Origin of the sequence: Pseudomonas sp. SJZ080, assembly GCF_007828295.1 — a bacterium.
GTDB classification, from domain to species: Bacteria; Pseudomonadota; Gammaproteobacteria; order Pseudomonadales; family Pseudomonadaceae; genus Aquipseudomonas; species Aquipseudomonas migulae_A.
The window spans coordinates 26,149-48,777 of the sequence record NZ_VIUK01000029.1 but is presented as its reverse complement, the minus strand read 5'-3'; the positions used below and the strand labels follow the sequence as shown (position 1 = coordinate 48,777).

At 61.6% G+C, this 22,629-nt stretch carries 16 protein-coding genes and 1 pseudogene; 14 read left to right on the top strand and 3 right to left on the bottom strand.

All coding sequences use genetic code 11. The features are described from left to right. The first annotated feature begins 117 nt into the window (after positions 1 to 117). From FBY04_RS27815 to cysC, 4 genes and pseudogenes are all read left to right on the top strand, one after another. Complete coding sequence (locus FBY04_RS27815) at positions 118 to 954, top strand: sulfotransferase (protein ID WP_145318490.1); 837 nt, start codon at positions 118 to 120, stop codon at positions 952 to 954. Positions 955 to 1,005: 51 nt separating this feature from the next. After that, positions 1,006 to 7,959, top strand: coding sequence for an Ig-like domain-containing protein (locus tag FBY04_RS27810; RefSeq protein WP_145318487.1), 6,954 nt, complete (start codon positions 1,006 to 1,008; stop codon positions 7,957 to 7,959). A gap of 41 nt (positions 7,960 to 8,000) precedes the next feature. Then, entirely contained in the window at positions 8,001 to 9,515 is a 1,515-nt protein-coding gene (locus FBY04_RS27805) for a TolC family protein (RefSeq protein ID WP_084318362.1), read from the top strand. Next, positions 9,499 to 10,098 (top strand): annotated as a pseudogene (gene cysC / locus FBY04_RS27800) (adenylyl-sulfate kinase); the annotation flags it as partial. The gene FBY04_RS27805 and the pseudogene cysC, both read left to right, overlap by 17 nt. A gap of 31 nt (positions 10,099 to 10,129) precedes the next feature. On the opposite strand, the gene FBY04_RS27795 reads toward cysC, so the two are convergent. Both FBY04_RS27795 and FBY04_RS27790 read right to left on the bottom strand, forming a co-directional pair. Next, on the bottom strand, positions 10,130 to 10,888 hold the full coding sequence (locus tag FBY04_RS27795) for a slipin family protein (RefSeq protein WP_084318361.1): 759 nt from the start codon (positions 10,886 to 10,888) through the stop codon (positions 10,130 to 10,132). Positions 10,889 to 10,890: 2 nt separating this feature from the next. Then, the gene (locus FBY04_RS27790; protein ID WP_145318484.1) at positions 10,891 to 11,421 is read right to left on the bottom strand and encodes an NfeD family protein; all 531 of its coding nucleotides are present in this window, start codon (positions 11,419 to 11,421) and stop codon (positions 10,891 to 10,893) included. Positions 11,422 to 11,696: 275 nt separating this feature from the next. Between FBY04_RS27790 and FBY04_RS27785 the strand changes: the two genes are divergently transcribed. The 9 genes from FBY04_RS27785 (at position 11,697) to FBY04_RS27745 (ending at position 20,274) form a co-directional block, all read left to right on the top strand. Beyond that, positions 11,697 to 12,158 (top strand): aminoacyl-tRNA deacylase, encoded by a 462-nt coding sequence (locus FBY04_RS27785; protein WP_084318360.1) that lies wholly within the window; start codon positions 11,697 to 11,699, stop codon positions 12,156 to 12,158. Between the two features lie 137 nt (positions 12,159 to 12,295). Further along, the gene (locus tag FBY04_RS27780) at positions 12,296 to 12,541 is read left to right on the top strand and encodes a DUF2789 domain-containing protein (RefSeq protein ID WP_145318481.1); all 246 of its coding nucleotides are present in this window, start codon (positions 12,296 to 12,298) and stop codon (positions 12,539 to 12,541) included. Between the two features lie 168 nt (positions 12,542 to 12,709). Beyond that, positions 12,710 to 13,138, top strand: a complete 429-nt coding sequence (locus FBY04_RS27775) for a MarR family winged helix-turn-helix transcriptional regulator (RefSeq protein ID WP_084318358.1) — start codon at positions 12,710 to 12,712, stop codon at positions 13,136 to 13,138. Next, positions 13,135 to 15,207 carry an FUSC family protein gene (locus FBY04_RS27770; RefSeq protein ID WP_145318478.1) on the top strand — a complete coding sequence of 691 codons (2,073 nt, stop codon included), beginning with the start codon at positions 13,135 to 13,137 and terminating at the stop codon, positions 15,205 to 15,207. The genes FBY04_RS27775 and FBY04_RS27770 overlap by 4 nt, the downstream gene beginning before the upstream one ends. Further along, entirely contained in the window at positions 15,204 to 15,413 is a 210-nt protein-coding gene (locus FBY04_RS27765; RefSeq protein ID WP_008034684.1) for a DUF1656 domain-containing protein, read from the top strand. Before FBY04_RS27770 ends, FBY04_RS27765 begins: the two co-directional genes overlap by 4 nt. After that, complete coding sequence (locus FBY04_RS27760; RefSeq protein ID WP_145318474.1) at positions 15,410 to 16,297, top strand: HlyD family secretion protein; 888 nt, start codon at positions 15,410 to 15,412, stop codon at positions 16,295 to 16,297. The genes FBY04_RS27765 and FBY04_RS27760 overlap by 4 nt, the downstream gene beginning before the upstream one ends. After that, positions 16,294 to 17,742, top strand: coding sequence for an efflux transporter outer membrane subunit (locus FBY04_RS27755; RefSeq protein ID WP_145318470.1), 1,449 nt, complete (start codon positions 16,294 to 16,296; stop codon positions 17,740 to 17,742). The genes FBY04_RS27760 and FBY04_RS27755 overlap by 4 nt, the downstream gene beginning before the upstream one ends. Positions 17,743 to 17,824: 82 nt before the next feature. Continuing rightward, positions 17,825 to 18,460: an NADH:ubiquinone oxidoreductase subunit N gene (locus FBY04_RS27750; RefSeq protein WP_084318354.1), complete on the top strand. Its 636-nt coding sequence runs from the start codon at positions 17,825 to 17,827 to the stop codon at positions 18,458 to 18,460. A gap of 308 nt (positions 18,461 to 18,768) precedes the next feature. Further along, positions 18,769 to 20,274, top strand: coding sequence for a YdgA family protein (locus tag FBY04_RS27745; RefSeq protein ID WP_084318353.1), 1,506 nt, complete (start codon positions 18,769 to 18,771; stop codon positions 20,272 to 20,274). A gap of 63 nt (positions 20,275 to 20,337) precedes the next feature. Here the strand turns inward: FBY04_RS27745 and FBY04_RS27740 are convergent, their stop codons facing one another. After that, entirely contained in the window at positions 20,338 to 21,876 is a 1,539-nt protein-coding gene (locus FBY04_RS27740; protein ID WP_145318468.1) for an apoptosis inducing factor family protein, read from the bottom strand. Between the two features lie 139 nt (positions 21,877 to 22,015). On the opposite strand from FBY04_RS27740, the gene FBY04_RS27735 reads away from it, so the two are divergent. Beyond that, positions 22,016 to 22,576, top strand: a complete 561-nt coding sequence (locus FBY04_RS27735) for a YbhB/YbcL family Raf kinase inhibitor-like protein (protein WP_084318351.1) — start codon at positions 22,016 to 22,018, stop codon at positions 22,574 to 22,576. Positions 22,577 to 22,629 lie beyond the last annotated feature (53 nt).

The following is a 22,629-nucleotide window of genomic DNA, read 5'->3' as shown; positions in this document are numbered from 1 at the left end:
AAAATGGCATTTCCTCGCTGGCTTAGCTTCGATTTGATATCAAAACACCACTATTCGTAAGGCCATTCATGGTCTACGCTCTGGCGTACATAAAGGACTTATGGCCAGGGTGAAGGGATGCAACACTTTCATTTTATTTCCGGTTTGCCGCGCTCGGGCTCGACCCTGCTTTCTGCAATCCTTTTGCAGAACCCGCGTTTCCATGCCGGCATGACCAGCCCCGTTGGTGCGCTCTTTTCCGGTGTCCTGGAACAGTGCAGCGCCGGCAGCGAGTTCGGCGCGGTGATCGACACCGATATGCGCCGTCGTTTGCTTCGCGGTCTGTTCGATTCCTATTACGCCGACAAGGCCGACAAACCGGTGGTGTTCGACACCAACCGCTTGTGGAGTTCGCGCCTGCCGGCGATCAGCGATCTGTTCCCGCAAGCCAAGGTCATTGCCTGTGTGCGCAATGTCGCTTGGGTCATGGACAGCATCGAGCGTCTTTATCGCGCCAACCCATTTGAAAACACCAAGCTGTTTGGCGATGCGGTCGAACGCAATACGGTCTACAGCCGCTGCGAAACCCTGGCCCAGCGCAATCGCCTGGTCGGCTTTGCCTGGGCTGCGCTCAAGGAAGCCTATTACGGCGAGCACGCCGACTCGCTGCTGATCGTCGATTACGACCTGCTGACCCAGGCGCCTGACCGGGTGATGCGGCTGGTCTACGACTTCATTGGCGAACCCTGGTTCGAGCACGATTTCGACAACCTGGCCTACGACGCGCCGGAGTTCGATCAAGCCTTGGGTGTATCGGGCCTGCACAAGGTCAAGCCCAAAGTCGAGTTGCAATCACGGCGCACGATTCTGCCGCCGGATTTGTTCAGGCAGTACGCAGAATTGTCCTTTTGGCTCGATGGTTCAGCCAGCGCCGCCAATGTCATTCGTATGAAAGCCGATGCCGCGATCAGTTGATCGCGGCGTTTTCGTTTACGCAGAAAGAACGTTCGAGTCCGGGTGAGCAACATGTGGTGGAGCAACGGCAAGTCGCGGGTTACCAACGGCGCACGAGCGCTGGCCTCGCCAATGATCATGTCCCTGGAGCCGCGCATGCTGTTCGACGGCGCGGTGGCGGCCACTGTTGCCGATACCGCCCAGGCTGACAGCCACACCACGGCTGATGCGGCCAAGCCTCCCGTGGCGGAGAAACCGGTTGCCAGCCAGGACACCCACGGCCAGGCCGATGCCTCGCCCGCGGTGGCGCCTGTTGCCGTGCCGGGGCAGAGCGTGGTGTTCGTCGATTCCAGGGTCAAGGATGCCAGCAGCCTGCTCAACGGTGTGGCGCCCGGCACTCAGGTGGTTCAACTCGACGCCACCAAGGACGGCTTGCAGCAGATTGCCGACTATCTGGACACCCATCAGGGCATCAGCTCGGTGCAGATCATCGCCCATGGCAACGCGGGCGATCTGTGGCTGGGGAACAGTTACCTGTCGGCCGACAACGTCGCGGCCCGCAGTGCGGTGCTGGCGGAAATCGGCAAGGACATGAATGTCGGCGGCGACATCATGATCTACGGCTGCTACACCGCCGAGGGCGAACGGGGCTTGAGTTTCGTCGATTCCCTGGCGCAACTGACCGGCCGGGATGTGGCCGCGTCCAGCAATCGCACTGGTGTGGGTGGCGACTGGGATCTGGAAATCGCCACCGGCTCTATCGAAAGCGCCAACGTCCTGTCGAAAATGGCCATGAGCGACTATCAGTGGGGCCTGGCAACCTGGACGGCGACCAACAACGCCAACACTGGCATCGGCTCGTTGCGTGCCGCCATCGCTTCGGCGCAGAACGGCGATATTGTCACCTTCAGCTCCGGCATGACGGTGCAACTGACCTCCGAACTGCTGATCAACAAGAGCATCACCGTTGATGGCGACTTGAACAACGACGGTGCGGCGGATGTGATTCTCGACGGTCAGTACCGGACCCGAGTCATCGAAGTGGCGTCTGGCAGCACCGTGACGCTCGATGGCCTGGTGATCACCCGTGGCCTGGTGTCGGGCAACGGTGGCAATGGTGGCTACGGTGCCACGGGCGCGATGGCCGGGGGGATTTTCAACGCAGGGATCCTGACCCTGAAAAACGTGACCGTTACCTCCAACGCCGCTTCCGGTGGCGGCGGTGGCGGCGGGGTGACGGGTGCGTTTTACGGCGGTGGCGGTGGCGGTGGTGGCGGTCTGGGTGGCCAGGGCGGCGGGCATGGCGGTACGGCCGGGCCAGGCACCGGCACATTGGGTGGCCAGGCGGGCAGTGGTGGCGCTGGCGGTTACGGCGGCGGTTATGACGCGACCCACATGGGCGGCCGCGGCGGTACCAGCACGGGCGGGGCTGGCGGGGTGGGCGTTTCCTATTACAGCAACGGCGGTAGCGGCGCGACGGCCACCAATGGCACGATTTCCATTGGCGGCGGTGGTGGCGGCGCCGGTTGGGACAAGGTCGGTGGCGCGGGCGGTAACGCGGTGGGCGGGATCTATAACGCCAGCAGCGGCGCCATCACCATCGTCGGTACGTCGACCATCAGCAACAACATCGGCGCCGGTGGGGGCGGTGGCGGTGGCGGTGGTCAAGGCAGCAATGCCAGTAATGGCGGCATCGGCGGCCGAGGCGTCGGCGCGATCTGGAACAAGGGCACTTTGCTGATCACCGCCGCCAACTTCGCGGCCCTGGCCGGTAATGCCGCCGGCAGTGGTGCCGGTGGCACTGCGCAGGGCGGTGGGGCAGCAGGCACCTCGCCGACCTCCGTGGCGACCATCTACAACGATGGCGGCATACTCAACACCGCGTATGCGCCGCCGCCGACCGCAACCATTGTGGTCGCCGATACCACGTTGAGCATCGGTGAAACGAGCCTGGTGACGATCACCTTCTCCGAAGCGGTGACCGGTTTCACCAATGCCGACCTGACCCTCGCCAACGGCACCTTGAGTGCCGTCAGCAGCAGCGACGGCGGTATCACCTGGACGGCAACGTTCACGCCGACCGCCAGTATTTCGGACACGACCAACGTCATCACCCTCGACAACACCGGGGTAATCAACGGTCTGGGCACTGCAGGCGTCGGGACCACCAACTCCAACAACTACGTCGTCGACACGGCGCGGCCAACCGCCAGCATCGTATTCACCGACACGGCCCTCAAGGTCGGCGAAACGTCGTTGGTGACCATCACCTTCAACGAAGCGGTCACCGGTCTCACCAACGCCGACCTGACGATTGCCAACGGCACGCTGAGTGCGGTGAGCAGCAGCGATGGCGGCATCACCTGGACGGGGACCTTCACCCCGACTGCCAGCATTACTGACGCGACCAACCTGATCACCCTGGACAACACCGGGGTCAGCGACCTGGCAGGCAACGCCGGTAGCGGCACCACCGATTCCAACAACTACGCCATCGATACCGTGCGGCCAACCGCAACCATCGTGGTAACGGACACGGCGCTGAAAATTGGCGATACCTCGCTGGTGACCATCACTTTCAGTGAAGCGGTCAGCGGTTTCACCAACGCCGACCTGACCCTCGCCAACGGCACGCTGACGGCGGTGAGCAGCAGCGACGGCGGCATCACCTGGACCGCCACATTCACCCCGAACACGAGCGTCAACGACACGACCAACCTGATCACCCTGAACAACACCGGAGTGAGCGACCTTTCCGGCAACACGGGCAGCGGCACCACCGATTCCAACAACTATGGGATCGATACGCTCCGTCCGACCGCGACCATCGTGGTGGCCGACAACGCGCTGAAAATCGGTGAAACCTCGCTGGTAACCATCACCTTCGCCGAGGCCGTGACCGGTTTCAGCAATGCGGACCTGACCCTCGCCAACGGTACGCTGACCGCCGTGAGCAGCAGCGACGGCGGCATCACGTGGACGGCGACCTTTACGCCAACCGGCAGCATTACTGACACGACCAACCTGATCACTCTGGACAATACGGGTGTCAGTGACCTGCAGGGCAACGCCGGCAGCGGCACCACCGATTCGAACAACTACGCCATTGATACCGTGCGCCCAACGGCAACCGTCGTTGTCGCGGACACTGCGCTGAGAATCGGCGAAACCTCGCTGGTGACCATCACCTTCAGCGAAGCGGTCAGCGGTTTCACCAATGCGGACCTGACGATTGCCAACGGCACGCTGACGGCGGTGAGCAGCAGCGATGGCGGCATCACCTGGACGGCAACGTTTACCCCGAGCGCCAGCATCAACGACACGACCAACCTGATCACCCTGAACAATACGGGTGTCAGCGACCTGTCGGGCAACACGGGCAGCGGCACCACCGATTCGAACAACTACGCCATCGACACCGTGCGCCCGACTGCCACGATTATGCTGGCCGATACTTCACTGACAGCAGGTGAAACGTCGCTGGTGACGATCACCTTCTCCGAGGCAGTGAGCGGTTTCACCAACGCCGACCTGACCATCGCCAACGGTACGCTGACGGCGGTGAGCAGCAGCGACGGCGGTATCACCTGGACCGCGACCTTCACGCCCACGACGGGGGTGAATGACGCGAGCAACGTCATCACCCTCAACAATACTGGCGTGGCCGACCTCTCCGGCAACACGGGCAGCGGCACCACCAACTCCGGCAACTACACGATTGATACCGTGGCGCCGACGGCCACCATTGTCGTCGCCGACAACGCGCTGAACATCGGCGAAACGTCCTTGGTCACCATCACCTTCTCCGAGGCAGTGACCGGTTTCAGCAACGCCGACCTGACGATTGCCAACGGCACACTGAGCGCGGTGAGCAGCAGCGACGGCGGCATTACCTGGACCGCCACGTTCACGCCGTCCGCGAGCACCACCGATGCGACCAACCTGATCATCCTGGATAACAGCGGCGTGCAATCGGCCAACAGCGGCAACGTGGGCAGCGGCACCAGCAATTCGAACAACTACGCCATCGATACCGTGCGCCCGACGGCAACCGTCGTTGTCGCGGACACTGCGCTGAGAATCGGCGAAACCTCGCTGGTGACGATCACCTTCAGCGAAGCGGTCAGCGGTTTCACCAACGCGGACCTGACGATTGCCAACGGCACGCTGACGGCGGTGAGCAGCAGCGATGGCGGCATCACCTGGACGGCAACGTTTACCCCGAGCGCCAGCATCAACGACACGACCAACCTGATCACCCTGAACAATACGGGTGTCAGCGACCTGTCGGGCAACACGGGCAGCGGCACCACCGATTCGAACAACTACGCCATCGACACGGTCCGGCCTACCGCGACCATCGTCCTGGCCGACCCGACCCTGAGTGCCGGCGAAACCTCACTGGTGACGATTACATTCAGTGAAGCGGTCAGCGGTTTCACCAACGCCGACCTGAGCATCGCCAACGGTACGCTGACGGCGGTGAGCAGCAGCGACGGCGGCATCACCTGGACCGCGACCTTCACGCCCACGGCGGGGGTGAACGACGCGAGCAACGTCATCACCCTCAACAACACCGGTGTGACCGATGTGACCGGCAATACCGGCAGCGGCACCACCAACTCCGGCAACTACACGATTGATACCGTGGCGCCGACGGCCACCATTGTCGTCGCCGACAACGCGCTGAACATCGGCGAAACGTCCTTGGTCACCATCACCTTCTCCGAGGCAGTGACCGGTTTCAGCAACGCCGACCTGACGATTGCCAACGGCACACTGAGCGCGGTGAGCAGCAGCGATGGCGGCATCACCTGGACCGCCACGTTCACGCCGTCCGCCAGCACCACTGATGCGACCAACCTGATCACCCTGGACAACAGCGGAGTACAAAACGCCTCGGGCAACGCCGGCACCGGCACCACCAACTCCAACAACTACGCCATCGACACCGTGCGGCCAACGGCAACCATCGTGGTCGCGGATTCGGCGCTCGCGGTGGGCCAGACATCGGTGGTGACCATCACTTTCAGCGAGGCGGTGACAGGATTCACCATCGCCGACCTGACGGTGAGCAACGGCACGCTGAGCAATCTCAGCACCAGCGATAACATCACCTACACCGCAACCCTGACGCCGACGGCGAGCATCACTGACTCGACCAACCTGATTACCCTGGACAACACCGGTGTGGTCGATGGGGCCGGCAATACCGGCAGCGGCACCACCGATTCCAACAATTACGCGATCGACAGCCAACGCCCAACCGCTACGATCGTGGTCGCCGACAGCACCCTCAGCGCGGGTGAAACCTCGCTGGTGACCATCACCTTCAGCGAGGCGGTGACCGGTTTCGACAACAGTGACCTGAGTGTCCCCAACGGCACGTTGAGTGCGGTGAGCAGCAGCGATGGCGGCATCACCTGGACCGCCACCTTCACACCGACGTCCGGCATCAAGGACACCAGCAACCTCATCACCCTGAACAACACCGGGGTGGCCGACATTGCCGGAAACACGGGCAGTGGAACCACCAACTCGGCGAACTTTACGATCGACACCGTGCTGCCGACAGCCACCATCGTGGTCGCCGACACGGCGCTGAAAGCGGGTGAAACGTCACTGGTCACGATCACCTTCAGCGAAGCGGTGAGCGGCTTCTCCAACGCCGACCTGACGATTGCAAATGGCACGCTGAGCAGCGTCTCGTCGAGCGATGGCGGCATCACCTGGACGGCGACGTTCACTCCGACGGCGAGCATCACCGACACCAGTAACCTGATCACACTGGACAACAGCGGTGTGCAAAATGCCTCGGGCAACGCCGGCACCGGCACCACCAACTCCAACAACTTCGCCATCGACACCGCGCTGCCGAGCGCCACCATCGTGGTTGCCGACAATCGCCTGGGCATCGGTGACACCACCACGGTGACGATCACCTTCAGCGAAGCAGTGAGCGGCTTCGACCTGTCGGACATCAGCGTGGCCAACGGTGTGCTGTCGAACCTGAACAGCAGCGATGGCGGCGTCACCTGGACCGCGACCCTGACACCGACCGCCGGCATGAACGACACGACCAACCTGATCGTGCTCGACACCGGTACCGTGCAGGACGCCGCCGGCAACGTCGGCGCGAGCATCGCCATTTCCAACAACTACGCACTGGACGCGACCCGGCCTACGGTGAGCATTGTGGTCGCCAACCCGAACATGAGCGCCGGACAGAGCACCGTGGTCACGTTCACCTTCAGCGAAGCGGTGAGCAATTTCGACCTGTCGGATTTGAGCGTGACCAACGGGGATTTGACGGGCCTGAGCAGCAGCGACGGCGGCAAGACCTGGACCGCCACCTTCACGCCCACTGCCAATGTCAGCGACCCGAGCAACTTCATCGCCCTCGACACCAGCAACGTCACCGACCTGGCCGGTAACGCGGGTGACAGCGTGTCGGTCTCCAACAATTACGCGATAGGCATCGTGTCGGTGACTCCGGACCCGCAATTCCTCAGCAGCGACCCGGTGACCGTGACCGATCAACCCAACGTGCCGCTGCAACCGATCGTCTTCATTCCTCCCACCGGAGATCTCGGTTCACCGCTGACCTTTGCGCCGTTGTTCGAAGACCGGGTCATCGGCAACGGCATTCGGCCGCTGGGCGACATTTTCATGAACAACGGCGCGCTGGCGCAGAGCTTTATCGCGCAAGTGTTCAGTAGCAGTGACAGCGGCGGTGATGGTGCAGGCCACGGCTTCCTCGGTTTCGGCGGCGGTGATGGCGGGGTATTCAGCACCAGCACGTTGTCGAGTCTGTTCAATCAGGACGTCGGCAACGAGCGTGATTCGCTGAACTCATTCGGCAGTCATTCGATCAAGGCCAGTGATGTTTCCCAAGGCCTGCGCGGCGTGTTTGGCGCGCCCAGTCTCGTTCAACAATTACAGCAGCTCAAAGACACCGAGCAACGGCAGGTCAACGACCTGGCCGCTGCTTTGAAACAGGCCGGCATCAGCGAAATGCAGGCCTGACACGACAATTAAAACGGTGCGACACCCAGGGGCAGTCAAGGATGAAGAGAAGTCAGAAGTTGTTCGTCGCGAGCTTGCTCGCGCTGGCTATAAGTGGATGTGCAGTCAAAAGTGAACCGATCGAACGCAGCGTCAGCGAGCAGCGCGCCAAGAGCGACCTGCAAGGCATGTACAAGGGCCAGGAACCCCTCAGCGGTCCGCTGACCCTGCATCAGGCCATGGCCCGCGCGGTGAAATACAACCTTGAAGGCCGGCTCAAGATCATGGAAGAGGCCCTGGCCAAGCGTCAGCTCGACCTGGCCAGTTTCGACATGTTGCCGCGCATGGCGCTGGACGCCGGCTACGTCGGCCGCAACAACGTCAGCGCCTCCAGCAGCCAGAGCGTGCGGACCGGCACCCAGTCGCTGGAACCATCGACCTCACAGGACCGCGACCGTGAAGTCGCCGACCTGACCATGGTCTGGAACGTGCTGGATTTTGGCGTCAGCTACATCAGCGCCAAGCAACAGGGCGACCAGCGACTGATCGTTCAGGAGCGTCGGCGCAAAGTCATCAACACCATTGTTCAGGACGTGCGCTCGGCGTATTGGCGGGCCATGGCCGCCGAACGTTTGCTCAAACAGATCGACAGCCTCATGGCGCGGGTCGAGACCGCTCGCGGCAACAGCCAGAGCATGAGCGAGCAGCGCATCGGCGATCCGATCCAGGCATTGGGTTATCAACGCTCGCTGATCGAAGCCACACGCCAGTTGGAAGAACAACGCCGCGCACTGTCGCTGGCAAAAACCGAACTGGCGACCCTGATCAACCTGCCGCTGGGCACCGAGTTGACGCTGGCTACCCAGGACGACTACGTCATCCCCGAACTGAAAGTCGATCTCGCCCACCTGGAGCAGGAAGCCCTGACCAGCCGCCCGGAACTGCGCGAGCAGGATTACCAGGCTCGCATCAGCGCCGCCGAAACCCGCAAAGCCATGTTGCGCCTGCTGCCGGGGCTGGAATTTTCCGCCGGCGGGCATTACGACAGCAACTCGTTCCTGGTGGAGCAGGGCTGGGCCGACTACGGCGTGAAGGTCACCTGGAACCTGTTCAACGTGATCTCGGCACCGGCAGCGATCAACGTCGCCAAGGCCGGTGAAGAGGTGGCCACGGCGCGGCGTCAGGCGATGTCGATTGCGGTGCTGGCGCAGCTCTATGTGGCCAACGCCAACTACCGCGAGGCGCTGCGGCAGTTCAAGACCAATCAGCAACTGTCGGACATTGACGGGCAGATTGTCGGCCAGTTGCGCAATCGCTATCAGGCGGCGGGGCTGGGCGAGCTGGACTTGATTCAGGGCGAGTTGAACACCTTGCAGGCCGATTTGCGTCGCGACCTGTCGTACGCCGACCTGCGCAATGCCTACGGGCAGATCTTTGCCAGTGCCGGGCTCGATCCGCTGCCGGATCAGGTGCAGTCCACCGAAGTCCAGTCCATCGCCACCGCATTGGCCAATCGCGAAGCGGCGTGGGCGGCGGGCAACATCACAGTGCCGGTGGCTAATGTCCAGACTCAATAACCTTCATGCGCCAACGGCGAGCATCAGCCGCGCACAGCGAGAAGCCCGTAACGGCCATCGTGGTACGGCGATTCTGTTGACCGGTTTGCCGGCGGCGGGCAAGTCGACCCTGGCCCAGGCACTGCACGCACAATTGTTCGAGCGCGGCGTGCAGAGTGTCGTGCTCGACGGTGATGGGCTGCGGATCGGGCTGAATCGTGACCTGGGTTTTACTGACAGCGATCGCCAGGAAAACATCCGCCGGGCCAGCGAACTGGCGGCGTTGCTGGTGGAGAACGGGCAGGTGGTGATTCTGGCGATGATCGCGCCGTTGCTGGAGTTGCGTGAACTGTTCGCCAAGCGTTTGGGCGAGGATTACCGCGAGGTCTGGTGCAACGCTTCCCTGTCGGTGTGTGAGCAGCGCGACCCCAAAGGTCATTACGCCCGCGCCCATCGCGGTGATCTGCCAGGATTTACCGGGGTTTGTGCGCCTTATGAACCGCCGCCAGCCGCTGCGCTGATACTCGACACCGGCGTGCAGTCGGTCGAGGCCTGTCTCGACCGTTTGCTGACCTGGCTCGGCGAGTGCGCAGTCTTACCCAAGCCAAGCCCCCTCGCCACAGGTCATCAAAGCTTCAAGATTTCTGCGACAGATCTGCCATGCCCTTGAGCAATTCGATCGGCAACGGGAAGACGATGGTCGAACTCTTGTCCCCGGCAATCGAACTCAGGGTCTGCATGTAGCGCAGCTGCATGGCGCCCGGCTGGCGGCCGAGCATTTCGGCGGCTTGCATGAGCTTTTCCGAGGCCTGTAATTCACCTTCGGCGTGGATGACTTTGGCTCGGCGTTCCCGCTCGGCTTCAGCCTGTTTGGCGATGGCGCGGACCATCGATTCGTTGAGGTCCACGTGTTTGATCTCGACGTTGGCGACCTTGATGCCCCAGGCGTCGGTCTGGGCATCCAACACTTGCTGGATATCGATGTTCAGCCGTTCGCGCTCGGCCAGTAGCTCATCGAGTTCGTGTTTACCGAGCACTGCGCGCAAGGTGGTCTGGGCCAGTTGACTGGTGGCCATGAGGAAATCTTCGACCTGGATAATTGCCTTCTGTGGGTCGAGGACGCGGAAGTACAGCACCGCGTTGACCTTGACCGAGACGTTGTCACGGGTGATCACGTCTTGCGGCGGCACGTCGAGCACCACGGTACGCAAATCGACGCGAACCATTTGCTGCACCACGGGAATCAGCAGGATCAGGCCGGGGCCTTTGACTTGCCAGAAACGGCCGAGCTGGAACACCACCCCGCGCTCGTATTCACGCAGGATGCGAAAAGTCGACCCCGCCAGCGCAATGACCAACAGCAGCAGCGCGGCAAAACCCAGTTGCAGACCCATGGTTATTCTCCACCCGGCGCCGCGTCAGCCGCGGCCACTTGCAGCAGTAATCCCTTGCGCGCCACCACCCGAACCCGTTGCCCGGTTTTCAGTGGCGTGGCGCTGAGGACTTGCCACTGTTCTCCTTGCAGGTGCACCCAGCCGTTGCAGGCATTGCCGGGCTGCAGCGACATTACTGGAGCCTCGCTTCCCACGAGCCCGGCATCGCCACTGACAGTTTCACGCGGTCGGGTTTTCAGGGCGTGGATCACCAGGAATATCAGCAACAATGCACTGATCAGGCCCAGGCCGATCATCAATGGGACCGGCAACTCGGTATTGCTCAAGATCACCGCACCGATGACGAACATCACAATCCCACCCAACCCGATCACGCCGTAATTGGGCAAGGCCGCCTCAGCGATCAGAAACGCAATGCCGAACGTGATCAGCCAGATCCCGATGGGGTTGGGAATCAGCACGATGGTGTCTGCCGCGAACGCCGATCCGCTCAAGGCCAACAGCAACGCCACTGCACAGCAACGAGTGTTCACGTGACCCTCCCTGTAGGAGCGAGCTTCTTCCGGGCGGCGTTCGACGATGAGCCTGAGAGCACCGTGTTCATTCATGTTGTCCGCATTACCGTTAACGCCCATCGCTTAATACAGTCTAGTCGAGCCATCAGTTGTGCGAATTTTGCTCAGTTGTCGACCGTGTTCCAGTGGGCAGATTTCCCGCCGGAATGCGTCGGCAGGCCTAGACTTTCAGTACAGAGAAACGTGTTAACCCATCGTCCGTCACACACTGTTTGCGGACACCGAGGTGCATCATGCGTATGGCAAAAACCGTGCAGAGCAGCCTGGACAAGGCGCACTGCGAATTTGACATCGTTAGCCACCCACACTCGGCCAGCAGCCTTGAAACCGCGCGGGTTGCGGGCATTCCTGCCGAACGGATGGCCAAGTCGGTGATCCTCGACGACAACCATGGTCATTACCTGATGGCCGTGCTGCCGGCGAGTCGTCACCTGGATCTGAGCAAAGTGCGCAGCAGTGGCGAATGGCAAGTCACCCGGGAAAGCACCCTGGCGCATCTGTTCGATGATTGCGAACGTGGCGCGGTGCCGGCCCTGGGCGAGGCCTATGGGCTGGACATGGTCATCGACCCCTTGCTGACCCGACAGAACGACATCTACCTGGAGGCCGGCAACCACAACAATCTGCTGCACATGACCGTGCCGGAGTACTTGAAACTGGTGCCGCATGCGGAGGTGCGGGAGTTGAGTAATTGAGTAACCTGTCGTCAGGTACACCGCTTTCGCGGGAAGCCTTGCTCCTGCATAGGAATGCGTGATCCTGTAGGAGCAAGGCTTGCCCGCGATTGACTGCGCTGCAGTCACTCATCATTTGCCACTAAAAGGAAGCCGACATGGAATCCCCAACCCACAGCCTCCCCGCTCTGTTCAAACAACTCGGCCTGCCAGATGACGCCGAAAGCATCGATAAATTCATCGCCACCCACTCACCGCTCAAACCGGAACTGCACCTGGCCGACGCCTTTTTCTGGACCGAGAGCCAGGCAGAGTTTTTGCGCGACGACATTCTGGAAGACGCGGATTGGGCGGAGGTGGTGGATCAGTTGGATGTGCTGCTGAGGAAGGGGCGCGGGGTGTAAAGAGCGCAAAACCTCGTCACAGGTTTTTTGGAAGATTTCAAACGGAGGTCTGTTAGAAGGAGAATTGTTTCAAAACTTGACCAACTTTCCTCTCAAATGCAATATTGATAGTTAGCAAACTAACAGTGTGTCTTTTCTTCCGTGTCAAAAAACCTCGACGTTCTCCAGATGAACATCAGCAGCTCCATGGTGGTGGCCGCCCGGCATTGGCGGAAGATCTGCCAGACCACGCTGGTCAACTATGGAATCTCCGAAGCCTGCGCCGTCCCGCTGTTGATGATCGGTCGGCTGGGCGAGGGGGTGCGGCAGGTGACGGTGGCGCAGGCGGCCGGGATGGAGAGTCCGTCTCTGGTGCGTCTGCTCGATCAGCTGTGTCATGCCGGCTACGTTCGTCGAACCGAAGATGCGCAGGACCGCCGCGCCAAGTGCCTGAGCCTGACTGACACTGGCCGTGAGCTGGTCCAGGCGGTTGAAGTCGAGCTGGTGCGCTTGCGCAATGAAGTGCTGGAAGGTATCGCCCCGAGTGATCTGGAAGCGGCGTTGCGGGTATTGAAAGCGTTTGAGGCGGCCAACGCACCGTCGGTGGTGAACCCTTGAGCGGATTTTTTACCGGCGTTCCTCCGGCGCGAGACTGGTTCTACGGTGTGCGGACGTTCGCGGCGTCAATGATCGCGTTGTACATCGCCATGCTCATGCAAATGCCGCGTCCGTATTGGGCGATGGCCACGGTCTATATCGTTTCCAGCCCCTTCGTCGGGCCGACCAGTTCCAAGGCGTTGTACCGCGCAGTCGGTACGTTTCTCGGCGCGGCGGCGGCGGTTTTTTTCGTGCCGATGTTTGTTCAGAGTCCCTATGTGCTGGTGGTGGTCATCGCGTTGTGGACCGGGATTCTGCTGTTCCTGTCGCTGCACCTGCGCACCGCCAACAGTTACGCCTTGATGCTTGCCGGATACACCTTGCCGCTGATCGCCTTGCCGGTGGTGGATAACCCGTTGGCAGTGTGGGACGTGGCCGAGGCGCGGACTGAAGAGATCTTCCTCGGCATCGCCGTCGCGGCAGTGGTCGGCGCGATGTTCTGGCCCCGGCGGCTGGCGCCGGTGTTCAACGATTCGGTGAACAAATGGTTCGCCGATGCCTCGACCTACAGCTTGCGTTTTCTCAACCGCAACGTGCAGCCAGACGAAGTCAGCGCGCTGCGTGCATCAATGGTCGCAACCTTCAACACCCTGGAATTGATGATCGGCCAGTTGCCCCACGAGGGCGCGCGCCCGCAAACCGTGCGCAACACCAAGGAACTGCGCGGGCGAATGATTCATTTGTTGCCGGTGATCGACGCCCTCGACGATGCGCTTTATGCCCTCGAACGTCGCACGCCGGAGCTTGTGGACAAGTTCGCACCGTTGTTGGTGGCGACCACTGAATGGCTGGACTACAAAGACGCCGACCTCGACCGCTGGCAAACGCTGAAAGATCAACTCGTAGCGCTGCAACCCGATGCCCAAGCGCTGGATGATCGCAAGCAACTGTTGTTTTCCAACGCCCTGTACCGTCTCGGCGAATGGATCGATCTGTGGCAAGACTGCCGCAGCCTGCAATACGCCATTCAGTGCGAAAGCCAGGACAGTTGGCGCGCGGTGTATCGGCACTGGCGCCTCGGTCGCCTGTCGCCGTTTCTCGACCACGGGCTGATGCTTTACTCAGCGGCGTCCACGGTCACCGCGATCATCGTCGCCTCGGTGCTGTGGATTTTGCTCGGCTGGACCGACGGTGGCAGTGCGGTGATTCTGGCGGCGGTGGCGTGCAGCTTTTTCGCCTCGATGGACGACCCGGCACCGCAGATCTACCGGTTCTTTTTCTGGACGGCAATGTCGGTGCTGTTCGCCAGTCTTTATCTGTTTCTGGTCCTGCCCAACCTGCACGATTTCCCGATGCTGGTACTGGCGTTCGCCGTGCCGTTCATCTGCATCGGCACCCTGACGGTCAAGCCGCAATTTTACCTGGGCATGCTGCTGACGCTGGTCAACACTTCATCCTTCATCAGTATCCAGGGCGCTTACGACGCGGATTTCCTCAGCTTCGCCAACTCCAACCTGGCCGGCCCGGTCGGTTTGTTGTTCGCCTTTGTCTGGACCCTGATCGCCCGGCCCTTCGGCGCGGAACTGGCGGCCAAGCGCCTGACCCGTTTCAGCTGGCGCGACATCGTCAGCCTCACCGAACCGGCTTCGCTGGCCGAACACCGGCAGTTGGGCGTGCAGGTCCTCGACCGATTGATGCAGCATTTGCCGCGTCTGGCCATGACCGGCCAGGACACCGGCATCGCGCTGCGAGAAGTGCGCGTGGCGCTGAACCTGCTCGACCTGCTCGCCTACACACCGCGTGTGCTCGGCGTACCGCAGGTGTTGCTGCATCAGGTGGTGGCCGAAGTCGGCGAGTATTTCAAAGCCTGCCTCAAGGCTGGCGAACGGTTGCCGGCGCCCAGTGCGTTGTTGATGACCATGGACCGCACGCGCCGCGCCCTCAACCGCGAATGCGATGACGGTGCCCGCCTGAACCTGCTGCACGCCTTGAGCGGTTTGCGTCTGGCATTACTTCCCGGCGTTGAATTCGTCGGCGCCGGCGAGCTCGAAGAACCGCTTCCCCATGGCATCGATGGAGCGCCTTTATGATCGGTGATCTGGATATCAGCGGGGTGTTCCTGCCCACGCTGCTGGTGCTGATGGGCATTACCTATGTGATTTACCTGCTGGTGCACGGGTTGCTGACGCGCCTGCACTTTTACCGTCTGGTCTGGCACCGGGCATTGTTCAACGTGGCTCTCTACGCTTTGCTGCTCGGCGCCGTGGACTCACTCAGTCGATACCTGATGACATGAAAAAACCTTTTCTGACCCTCGGCCGTGTGGTCCTGACCCTGTTGATCGTGACCTTCGCCGTCGTCGTGGTCTGGCGCATGGTGATGTATTACATGTTCGCCCCGTGGACCCGCGACGGGCATATCCGCGCCGACATCGTGCAGATCGCCCCGGACGTGTCCGGCTTGATCCAGCAGGTCGAGGTGCACGACAACCAGCTGGTGAAACGCGGCCAGGTGCTGTTCAGCATCGATCAGGACCGTTTCAAACTCGCGCTGCGCCAGGCCAAAGCGGCGGTCGCCGACCGTCAGGAAACCCTGGCGCAGGCGCAACGCGAAGCCAAGCGTAACCGCGGCCTCGGCAACCTGGTGCCGGGCGAGCAACTGGAAGAGAGCCAATCGCGGGTGGCCCGCGCCGAAGTGGCGTTGATGGAAGCGCAGGTGGCGGTGGACAGCGCTCAGCTCAACCTCGATCGCTCGACCATCCGCAGCCCGGTCGATGGCTACGTCAACGACCGTGCACCGCGTGCGCAGGAATTCGTCACCGCCGGGCGTCCGGTGTTGTCGGTGGTGGACAGCCATTCGTTTCACATCGACGGCTATTTCGAGGAAACCAAGCTCGACGGCATTCATGTTGGCCAGAGCGTCGACATTCGGGTGATCGGCGACCGCGCTCGCCTGCGCGGCCACGTGGAAAGCATCGTCGCCGGCATCGAGGACCGCGACCGCAGCAGTGGCAGCAACCTGTTGCCCAACGTCAACCCGGCGTTCAGTTGGGTGCGGCTGGCCCAGCGGATTCCGGTGCGGATTGCCTTCGATGACGTGCCGGCTGACTTCCGCATGATTGCCGGGCGCACCGCGACGGTGTCGATCATCGATGACCAGCAGCAGGAGCCGGCAAAATGAGCAGGGCCTCGGGTTTGGCGGTTGCCGGGTTAGGTCTGCTGCTGTCGGCGTGTCAGGTGGTCGGGCCGGATTATCACCTGCCGGACGAAGCCGCCGTACACCGTGAGGATTTTCAGGGCGACCTGGCGGCAAACGGCAAAAATGTTGTCTCGGCGCCGGTGCCCAGCGACTGGTGGCGCCTGTATCACGACCCGCGTCTGGACCAGTTGGTGCAGCAGGCCATGGCCTCCAATACCGACTTGCGCGTGGCCGCCGCGAACCTGTCCCGTGCCCGCGCTCAGGTCGATGAAGCCCAGGCCGCAGGTGGCTGGAGTGGCGGCGTGAAACTCGGCGCCCAGCGTTTGCAGGAATCCGGCGAAGCCTTCTTGCTTCCGGAAAAAGTGCCCGTGGCCAACGTCGGTGACATCGGCATCACCACCTCGTATCAATTCGACCTGTTCGGCACCTTGCAGCGCGGGATCGAGGCGGCCAAGGCCAATGCCGATGCGACGCAAGCGGCGGCGGATACGGCGCGAATCACCTTGGTGGCCGATGTCGTCCGGGCGTACACCCAAGTGTGCGCGGCCAACGAAGAACGGGAAATCGCCCAGCATTCCCTCGACCTGCAAGCCCAGGGCACCACGCTGATCCAGCGTTTGCGCGATGCGGGGCGTGGCGATGAAACCCAGGTCACCCGCTCGCAAACCCAATTCAAATCCCTGCGCGCCGACATGCCGCGTTATGAAGCGGCGCGTCAGGCGGGCTTGTTCCGTTTGTCGATGTTGCTGGCCAAACCGGTCGACCAATTGCCGGCCGGCACCAGCGACTGCGCCGAGTTGCCGAAAATTGCGCAATTGTTGCCGGTCGGTGACGGCGCCACGTTGCTCAAGCGCCGCCCCGATGTGCGTCAGGCCGAACGCCGCCTGGCCGCCGCCACCGCGGGTATCGGCATTGCCACCGGCGAGTTGTACCCGGACATCAGCATCGGCGCGACCGTCGGCACGGTCGGTATTCTGGAAAATCTTGGCAAACCGGCGACCAACCGCTGGGGCTTCGGCCCGTTGCTGACCTGGACCGTGCCGTCCAATGGCTCTCGTGCGCGAATCCGCGAGGCCGAAGCGGCGACCCAAGGCGCGCTGGCGCACTTCGATGGTGTGGTGCTCAACGCCATTCGCGAGACGCAGACCGGTCTGGCGCAGTACTCCGCGTTGCTGCAACGTCGCGATGCCCTGGCGGATGCCGAACAATCAGCAAAACTGGCGGCCGACCAGACGCACCGCTTCTTCCAGGCCGGTCGTGAATCGTTCCTGGCAGACCTGCAAGCGACTCGCACCTACACCGATGTGCGGGCGCAACTGGCTTCCGCCAACACGCAAGTCGCCATGAGTCAGATCGATTTGTTCCTGGCGCTGGGCGGTGGCTGGGAAAGCGGACGAACGCAAGCGACGAACACCAGCAAACCCTGAGGCCGTTGCTATGCTTTGACTTGATGAGGTCGCGCGTCGAACTCATTAATCAAGGCTCGCGTTGGTCATGGGGACTCTAATAATGAAAAACCCTTATGCTCCCGGCTTCTGGTGCGCTATTGCGGCATTGGTGTTGCTGTCGGCCACCTATTTCTACGGCATCATGCTGGCCCACCAGATCGACAAGGCGCTGGTGTTCCTCGACAGCGCCGCCGCGCTGATCGCCGTAATGGCCATCGTGGTGGTGGCCTGGGCTTCGCTCCAGGGCCAGCGCATCAAAAAAAGACAAATGGAACAAGGCAAGACGCTGGTACTGATCTGGGACACCAAGGTCGCTTTGCGCCGGGTCGAAACGGTGTTCGACCGGTATTTCTGGGGCAGTTACTGGCAACCGGGGCGCACGTTCCAGGAAGTCATGGGCGAACTCACCGGCACACCGCTGGAAAAAAGCCTCGAGACCTTGAAGAAGCAATGCCTGGCGCTGGACAAGCAAGTGTCCGACGACGGCTGGCACTGGTTGAACAACGCCCGTGAACTCTCCGATGTCGCCTCCGCGATGGCCCGCGAACGCTATCAGTTGGACTTCTGCGACCCGCGCGCGGACGTGACGGGCGGCGCGGTGATCAATCGGGATTTTGAGGTGCTGGTTTATACGTGGACCGCGCGGCTGAAAAGTTTTGATCATCAGCTGGATGAGATTGAGGTTCAGTATTCCTGAATTGATGTTGCCTGGGCTGACGCCATCGCCAGCAAGCCGGCTCCTACAGAGCTTGTGTCGTTCACGAATATCGCGCACGACGCTAACCCTGTAGGAGCCGGCTTGCTGGCGATGGCGATTTCATGTCCGCCGAAACTCTCGACCAATGCATAAGGTCCATAGACACTCTTTAACCTTTAAACATTGGGCCCCCCGGTGCGCCTGATGCTAATCTCCATCGCACTTTAAAACGCAGTCGTGACCGTAGCCCATCAAGGGTTCAGGGAAGACGACCACACCTCAGACAACGGACATTGAACGGGTCATTCATGAATAAATCAGCAGGCGTGCTTCTTGGAATTGTCGTGGCCATCGGTGCAATCAGCGCTGGCGGTGCCTGGTTCACCGGCACCAAACTCGAAGGGGTGCTTAACACCTCGATCGCCGACGCCAACAAGGAACTGCAAGCCGCGCTGGTCGGTTCCAATGGCACCGCGTCGCTGGAGCTGGTGTCGCTTGAGCGCCACGTGTTCAGCAGCACCGCGCACTACCGCCTCAAAGGCCAAGGCGAGATGTTCGGCGAGGCACCGGTCGAATTGCTCTTCGTCGATCACATCGAACACGGCCCGCTGCCGTTCTCGCGTCTGGTGTCGCTGAAGTGGCTGCCGGTCCTGGCCACCAGTCACTACGAGCTGGAAAAGACGCCGGTCACCGAGAAGTGGTTCGCCGCCGCCAAGGACAAATCGCCGCTCACTGGCGTGGTCAACATCGGCTACGACAATGCCACCAACGGCACCCTCGCATTGCTGCCGCTGGATGTCGCGCTGGATGACAAGTCCCACCTGAAATTTTCCGGCCTGAACCTCGATGTCTCGGCCAACGCCCAGGCACAGAAAGTCAAAGCCAACGGCTACATGGACAGCTTCACACTGACCACCGTGGCTGAAGACCAGACACCGGTAAAAGTCGAGTTGAGCGGCCTGACCCTGGCCAGCAATCTCGTCAAAAGTACCTACGGCTACTACACCGGCGAGAACACCGTCGAGCTGACCGACAGCAAAACCACGTTCGGCGCGCAACAGTCGGTGTTGGGCATCAAGAAATTCGAAATGAAAAACCAGACCGAGGAGTCGGGCACCAGCGCTTCCGGGCGTGCCGATTACAAGATCGGCGAAGTGTCCCTGAACGGCAAGACGGTCGGTTCCGCGCAGATGGCCATGAGCCTGAAGAACCTCGACATCCCGGCGACAATGTCGTTGATGCAGGTCTATCAGACCAAACTGCAACCCTACGAAAAAGCCGCCGCCGAAGCGGCTGCCGCTGGCGAGCCGGCACCCGAGCTGGTCTTGACCCCAGCCGAAGAGGCCCAGGTGAAAACCGGTCTGGAGAAACTGCTGGCAGCCGGTCCGCAGGTCGCTCTGGAGAACCTTTCGTTCACCACCGCCAACGGTGAAAGCCGCGCCAACCTGGTGCTCGACCTGACCAAGCCACAATCCATGGACCTGCCGCCAGATCAACTGACCCAACAGCTGATCGCCTTGCTGGACCTCAATGTCCAGGTGTCCAAACCGATGCTGGTTGATTTGCTCAGCGTCCAAGGGCAAATCGACGGTCAGACCGACGCCAAGGTCATCGCCGATCAGGCCACGGCCACCGCTGACATGTTCGGTGCCATGGCGGTCGGCACGCAGTTCGCCAAACTGGACGGCAATAACATCGTCACCAAACTGCACTACGCCAACAAACAGGTGGAATTCAACGGCCAGAAAATGACCGTCGAAGAGTTTGTCGGCTTCGTCATGAGCAAGCTCGGTGGTGTCGAAGTCGCCCAGTAAGCCCTGCCGAAGGCTGCGATCTTTTGATCTCCAAAGGCAAAAGATCGCAACCTGCGGCAGCTTCTACCCATGTTCAGAGCAATCGCGAATCAGCCGCCACGCCTCGTCGACAGGCAGCGGCTGTTTCATTCGCTCGGCCAGCATCGCCATCGCCCGCTCTTCATCGCAGGCGACGGCGGCGGTCACCACGCCGTTCTTGCCGAACAGGCCGATAAAGGGTGGATGGTACGGATCGCCCTTGAACTCGACCTCGTCCCACGTTTCGGCGTGACCGAGATAGTCGTAGTTTTTACCGAAGTGCCAGGTCCAGAAGTACGGCACATCCAGGTAATGCTCGTCGCCGCCCAGCATATTCGCTGCCGCAATCCGTGCGTGCTGTTGTGCCAGGCGCCAATGCTCGATCCGTTGCGGCTGGCCGTTGAGCGGGAAGGTCGCGATATCACCGGCCGCCCACAGTCCTTCGGTTACGCGCATACCGCCGTCGACCTTCAGGGAATGATCTTTATCCATGGGTAAATCTTTAAACGGGCCGGTTGCCGGGCTGACGCCAATGCCGACCAATACCAAGTCCGCCGGCAAACGCTGACCGTTCTTCAGTTTCACCGCTTCGACCCTGTCTGTGCCCTCAATCTGCGCGGCTTCGCTGTTGGTGTGAAACACCACGCCGTGGGCTACATGGCGGGCAAGAATCGCTTTGCCGACCGTTTCGCCAAACTGTTTGGCGAAGGGCACCTCGTGGCGGGCCAGCACGGTGACGTCCAGGCCGTATTTGCGTAGCGCCGATGCGGATTCCAGCGCGATAAAGCTGTCACCGATAATCACTGCCCGTTGGCCTGGCTGGGTCGCGGCCAGGATTTTTTGTGCCTGGTCTTTCGAGCGCAGCAAGAACACTTGCGGCAGGTCGGCGCCAGGTAAATCGAGAGATCTGGGTGTGCCGCCCGTGGCGATCAGCGCGGCGTCATAGGTCAATGTCTGGCCATCCTTGAGCTGCACGGTCCGGGCCTTGGCATCCAGGCTCGTCACTTCACCGTTTATGCGATCGATGCGCTGCTCGCGATAAAAGTTGTCATCACGCAGCGGTGGGACTTCCCCTGGCGGCATCTCCCCGGCGATCACGAATTTGCTCAACACGGTGCGGTCGTAGCCTGCGTCAGGTTCGCGGTCGATCAACAGCACGCGGCCGCCAAAACCTTTTTCGCGCAGCGCCGCCGCACCCGCCGTACCAGCGGCGCCGGCGCCGATGATCACAAACGTACGTTCGTCATCGGCCGGTGGGGTGTGAGCATCGTCCAGCGGCTGATCGTCGAGCCAGACTTCGTCGTCGCGCAGCTCCAGGGGGTAACGCTTGAGACTGTCCAGCGACGGCGGTTCACACAACGCGCCGTCCTCGATCCGGTACGCCGCCTTGTGCCACGGGCAAATCAGGCGCCCGTGACACAGCGCCCCTTCGGCCAGCGGCGCCCCGGCGTGCGGGCATTCACCCTGATAGGCGCGCAGTTGATCGCCGACCCGCAGCAAGACGACTCTGGTGTCCCCAATCCGGACTTCCAGGCCTCGGTCATCGGGAACATCGGCAAAACGGGCAACGCGGTGCAGTGCCATGATCGTTCTCCAGGCAGGCGTTTCACTTAAGAGTTTGGCGCTTATCCCGAGGTTCAGCCAATTCCCACTGCCACCGCACGAACGGTTTGGCTATAGTTTGCACGCCGACCACGGCCCCACCCGCACAAGGTGCTCCGGTATGACCCGATTGACCTCACTGAACCCTTGGCTGGCGGCCGTTGCCGTCGCCCTTTGCGTGCAGTTTCCGGCGCAGGCCCAGGAACGTTTCACCGTCAGCATCCCCGGCGTTTCGGACAACCGCCTGTTCACCTCGGCGGCGGCCAGCGATGCGGCCGGTTGCGGCGGCAAGAACCAGTCCCCGGCCCTGAGCTGGACCGCGCCCCCGCCGGGCACGTTGAGCTACGCGATCGTCATGCACGATCCGGATGGTCAGAAAGGCCTGGGTGTCGATCACTGGATTCACTACGGCATCAAGCCCGCAACCCGCCAGATTCCGCCCGGTGTCGGCGCCAAATCCGCCCTCGAAGGCGTGGGTGGCAGCAACAGCAAAGGCACCATCGGCTACATCGGGCCTTGCCCGCCGGTCGGCGACAGCTCTCACCACTACATCATCCAGCTCTACGCGCTCGACCTTGCTCCGGACGCCTTGCCCGCTGGCCTGACCCGCGCGCAGCTGCTGGAAAAAATCAAAGGTCATGTGCTGAAAAACAGCAGCGTGGTGCGGCGTTATCACCGCTGAAGTTTTTTTACTTCGGCTTAACCCGAATCGACCGGGCTGCCCGTCTCAGAGGA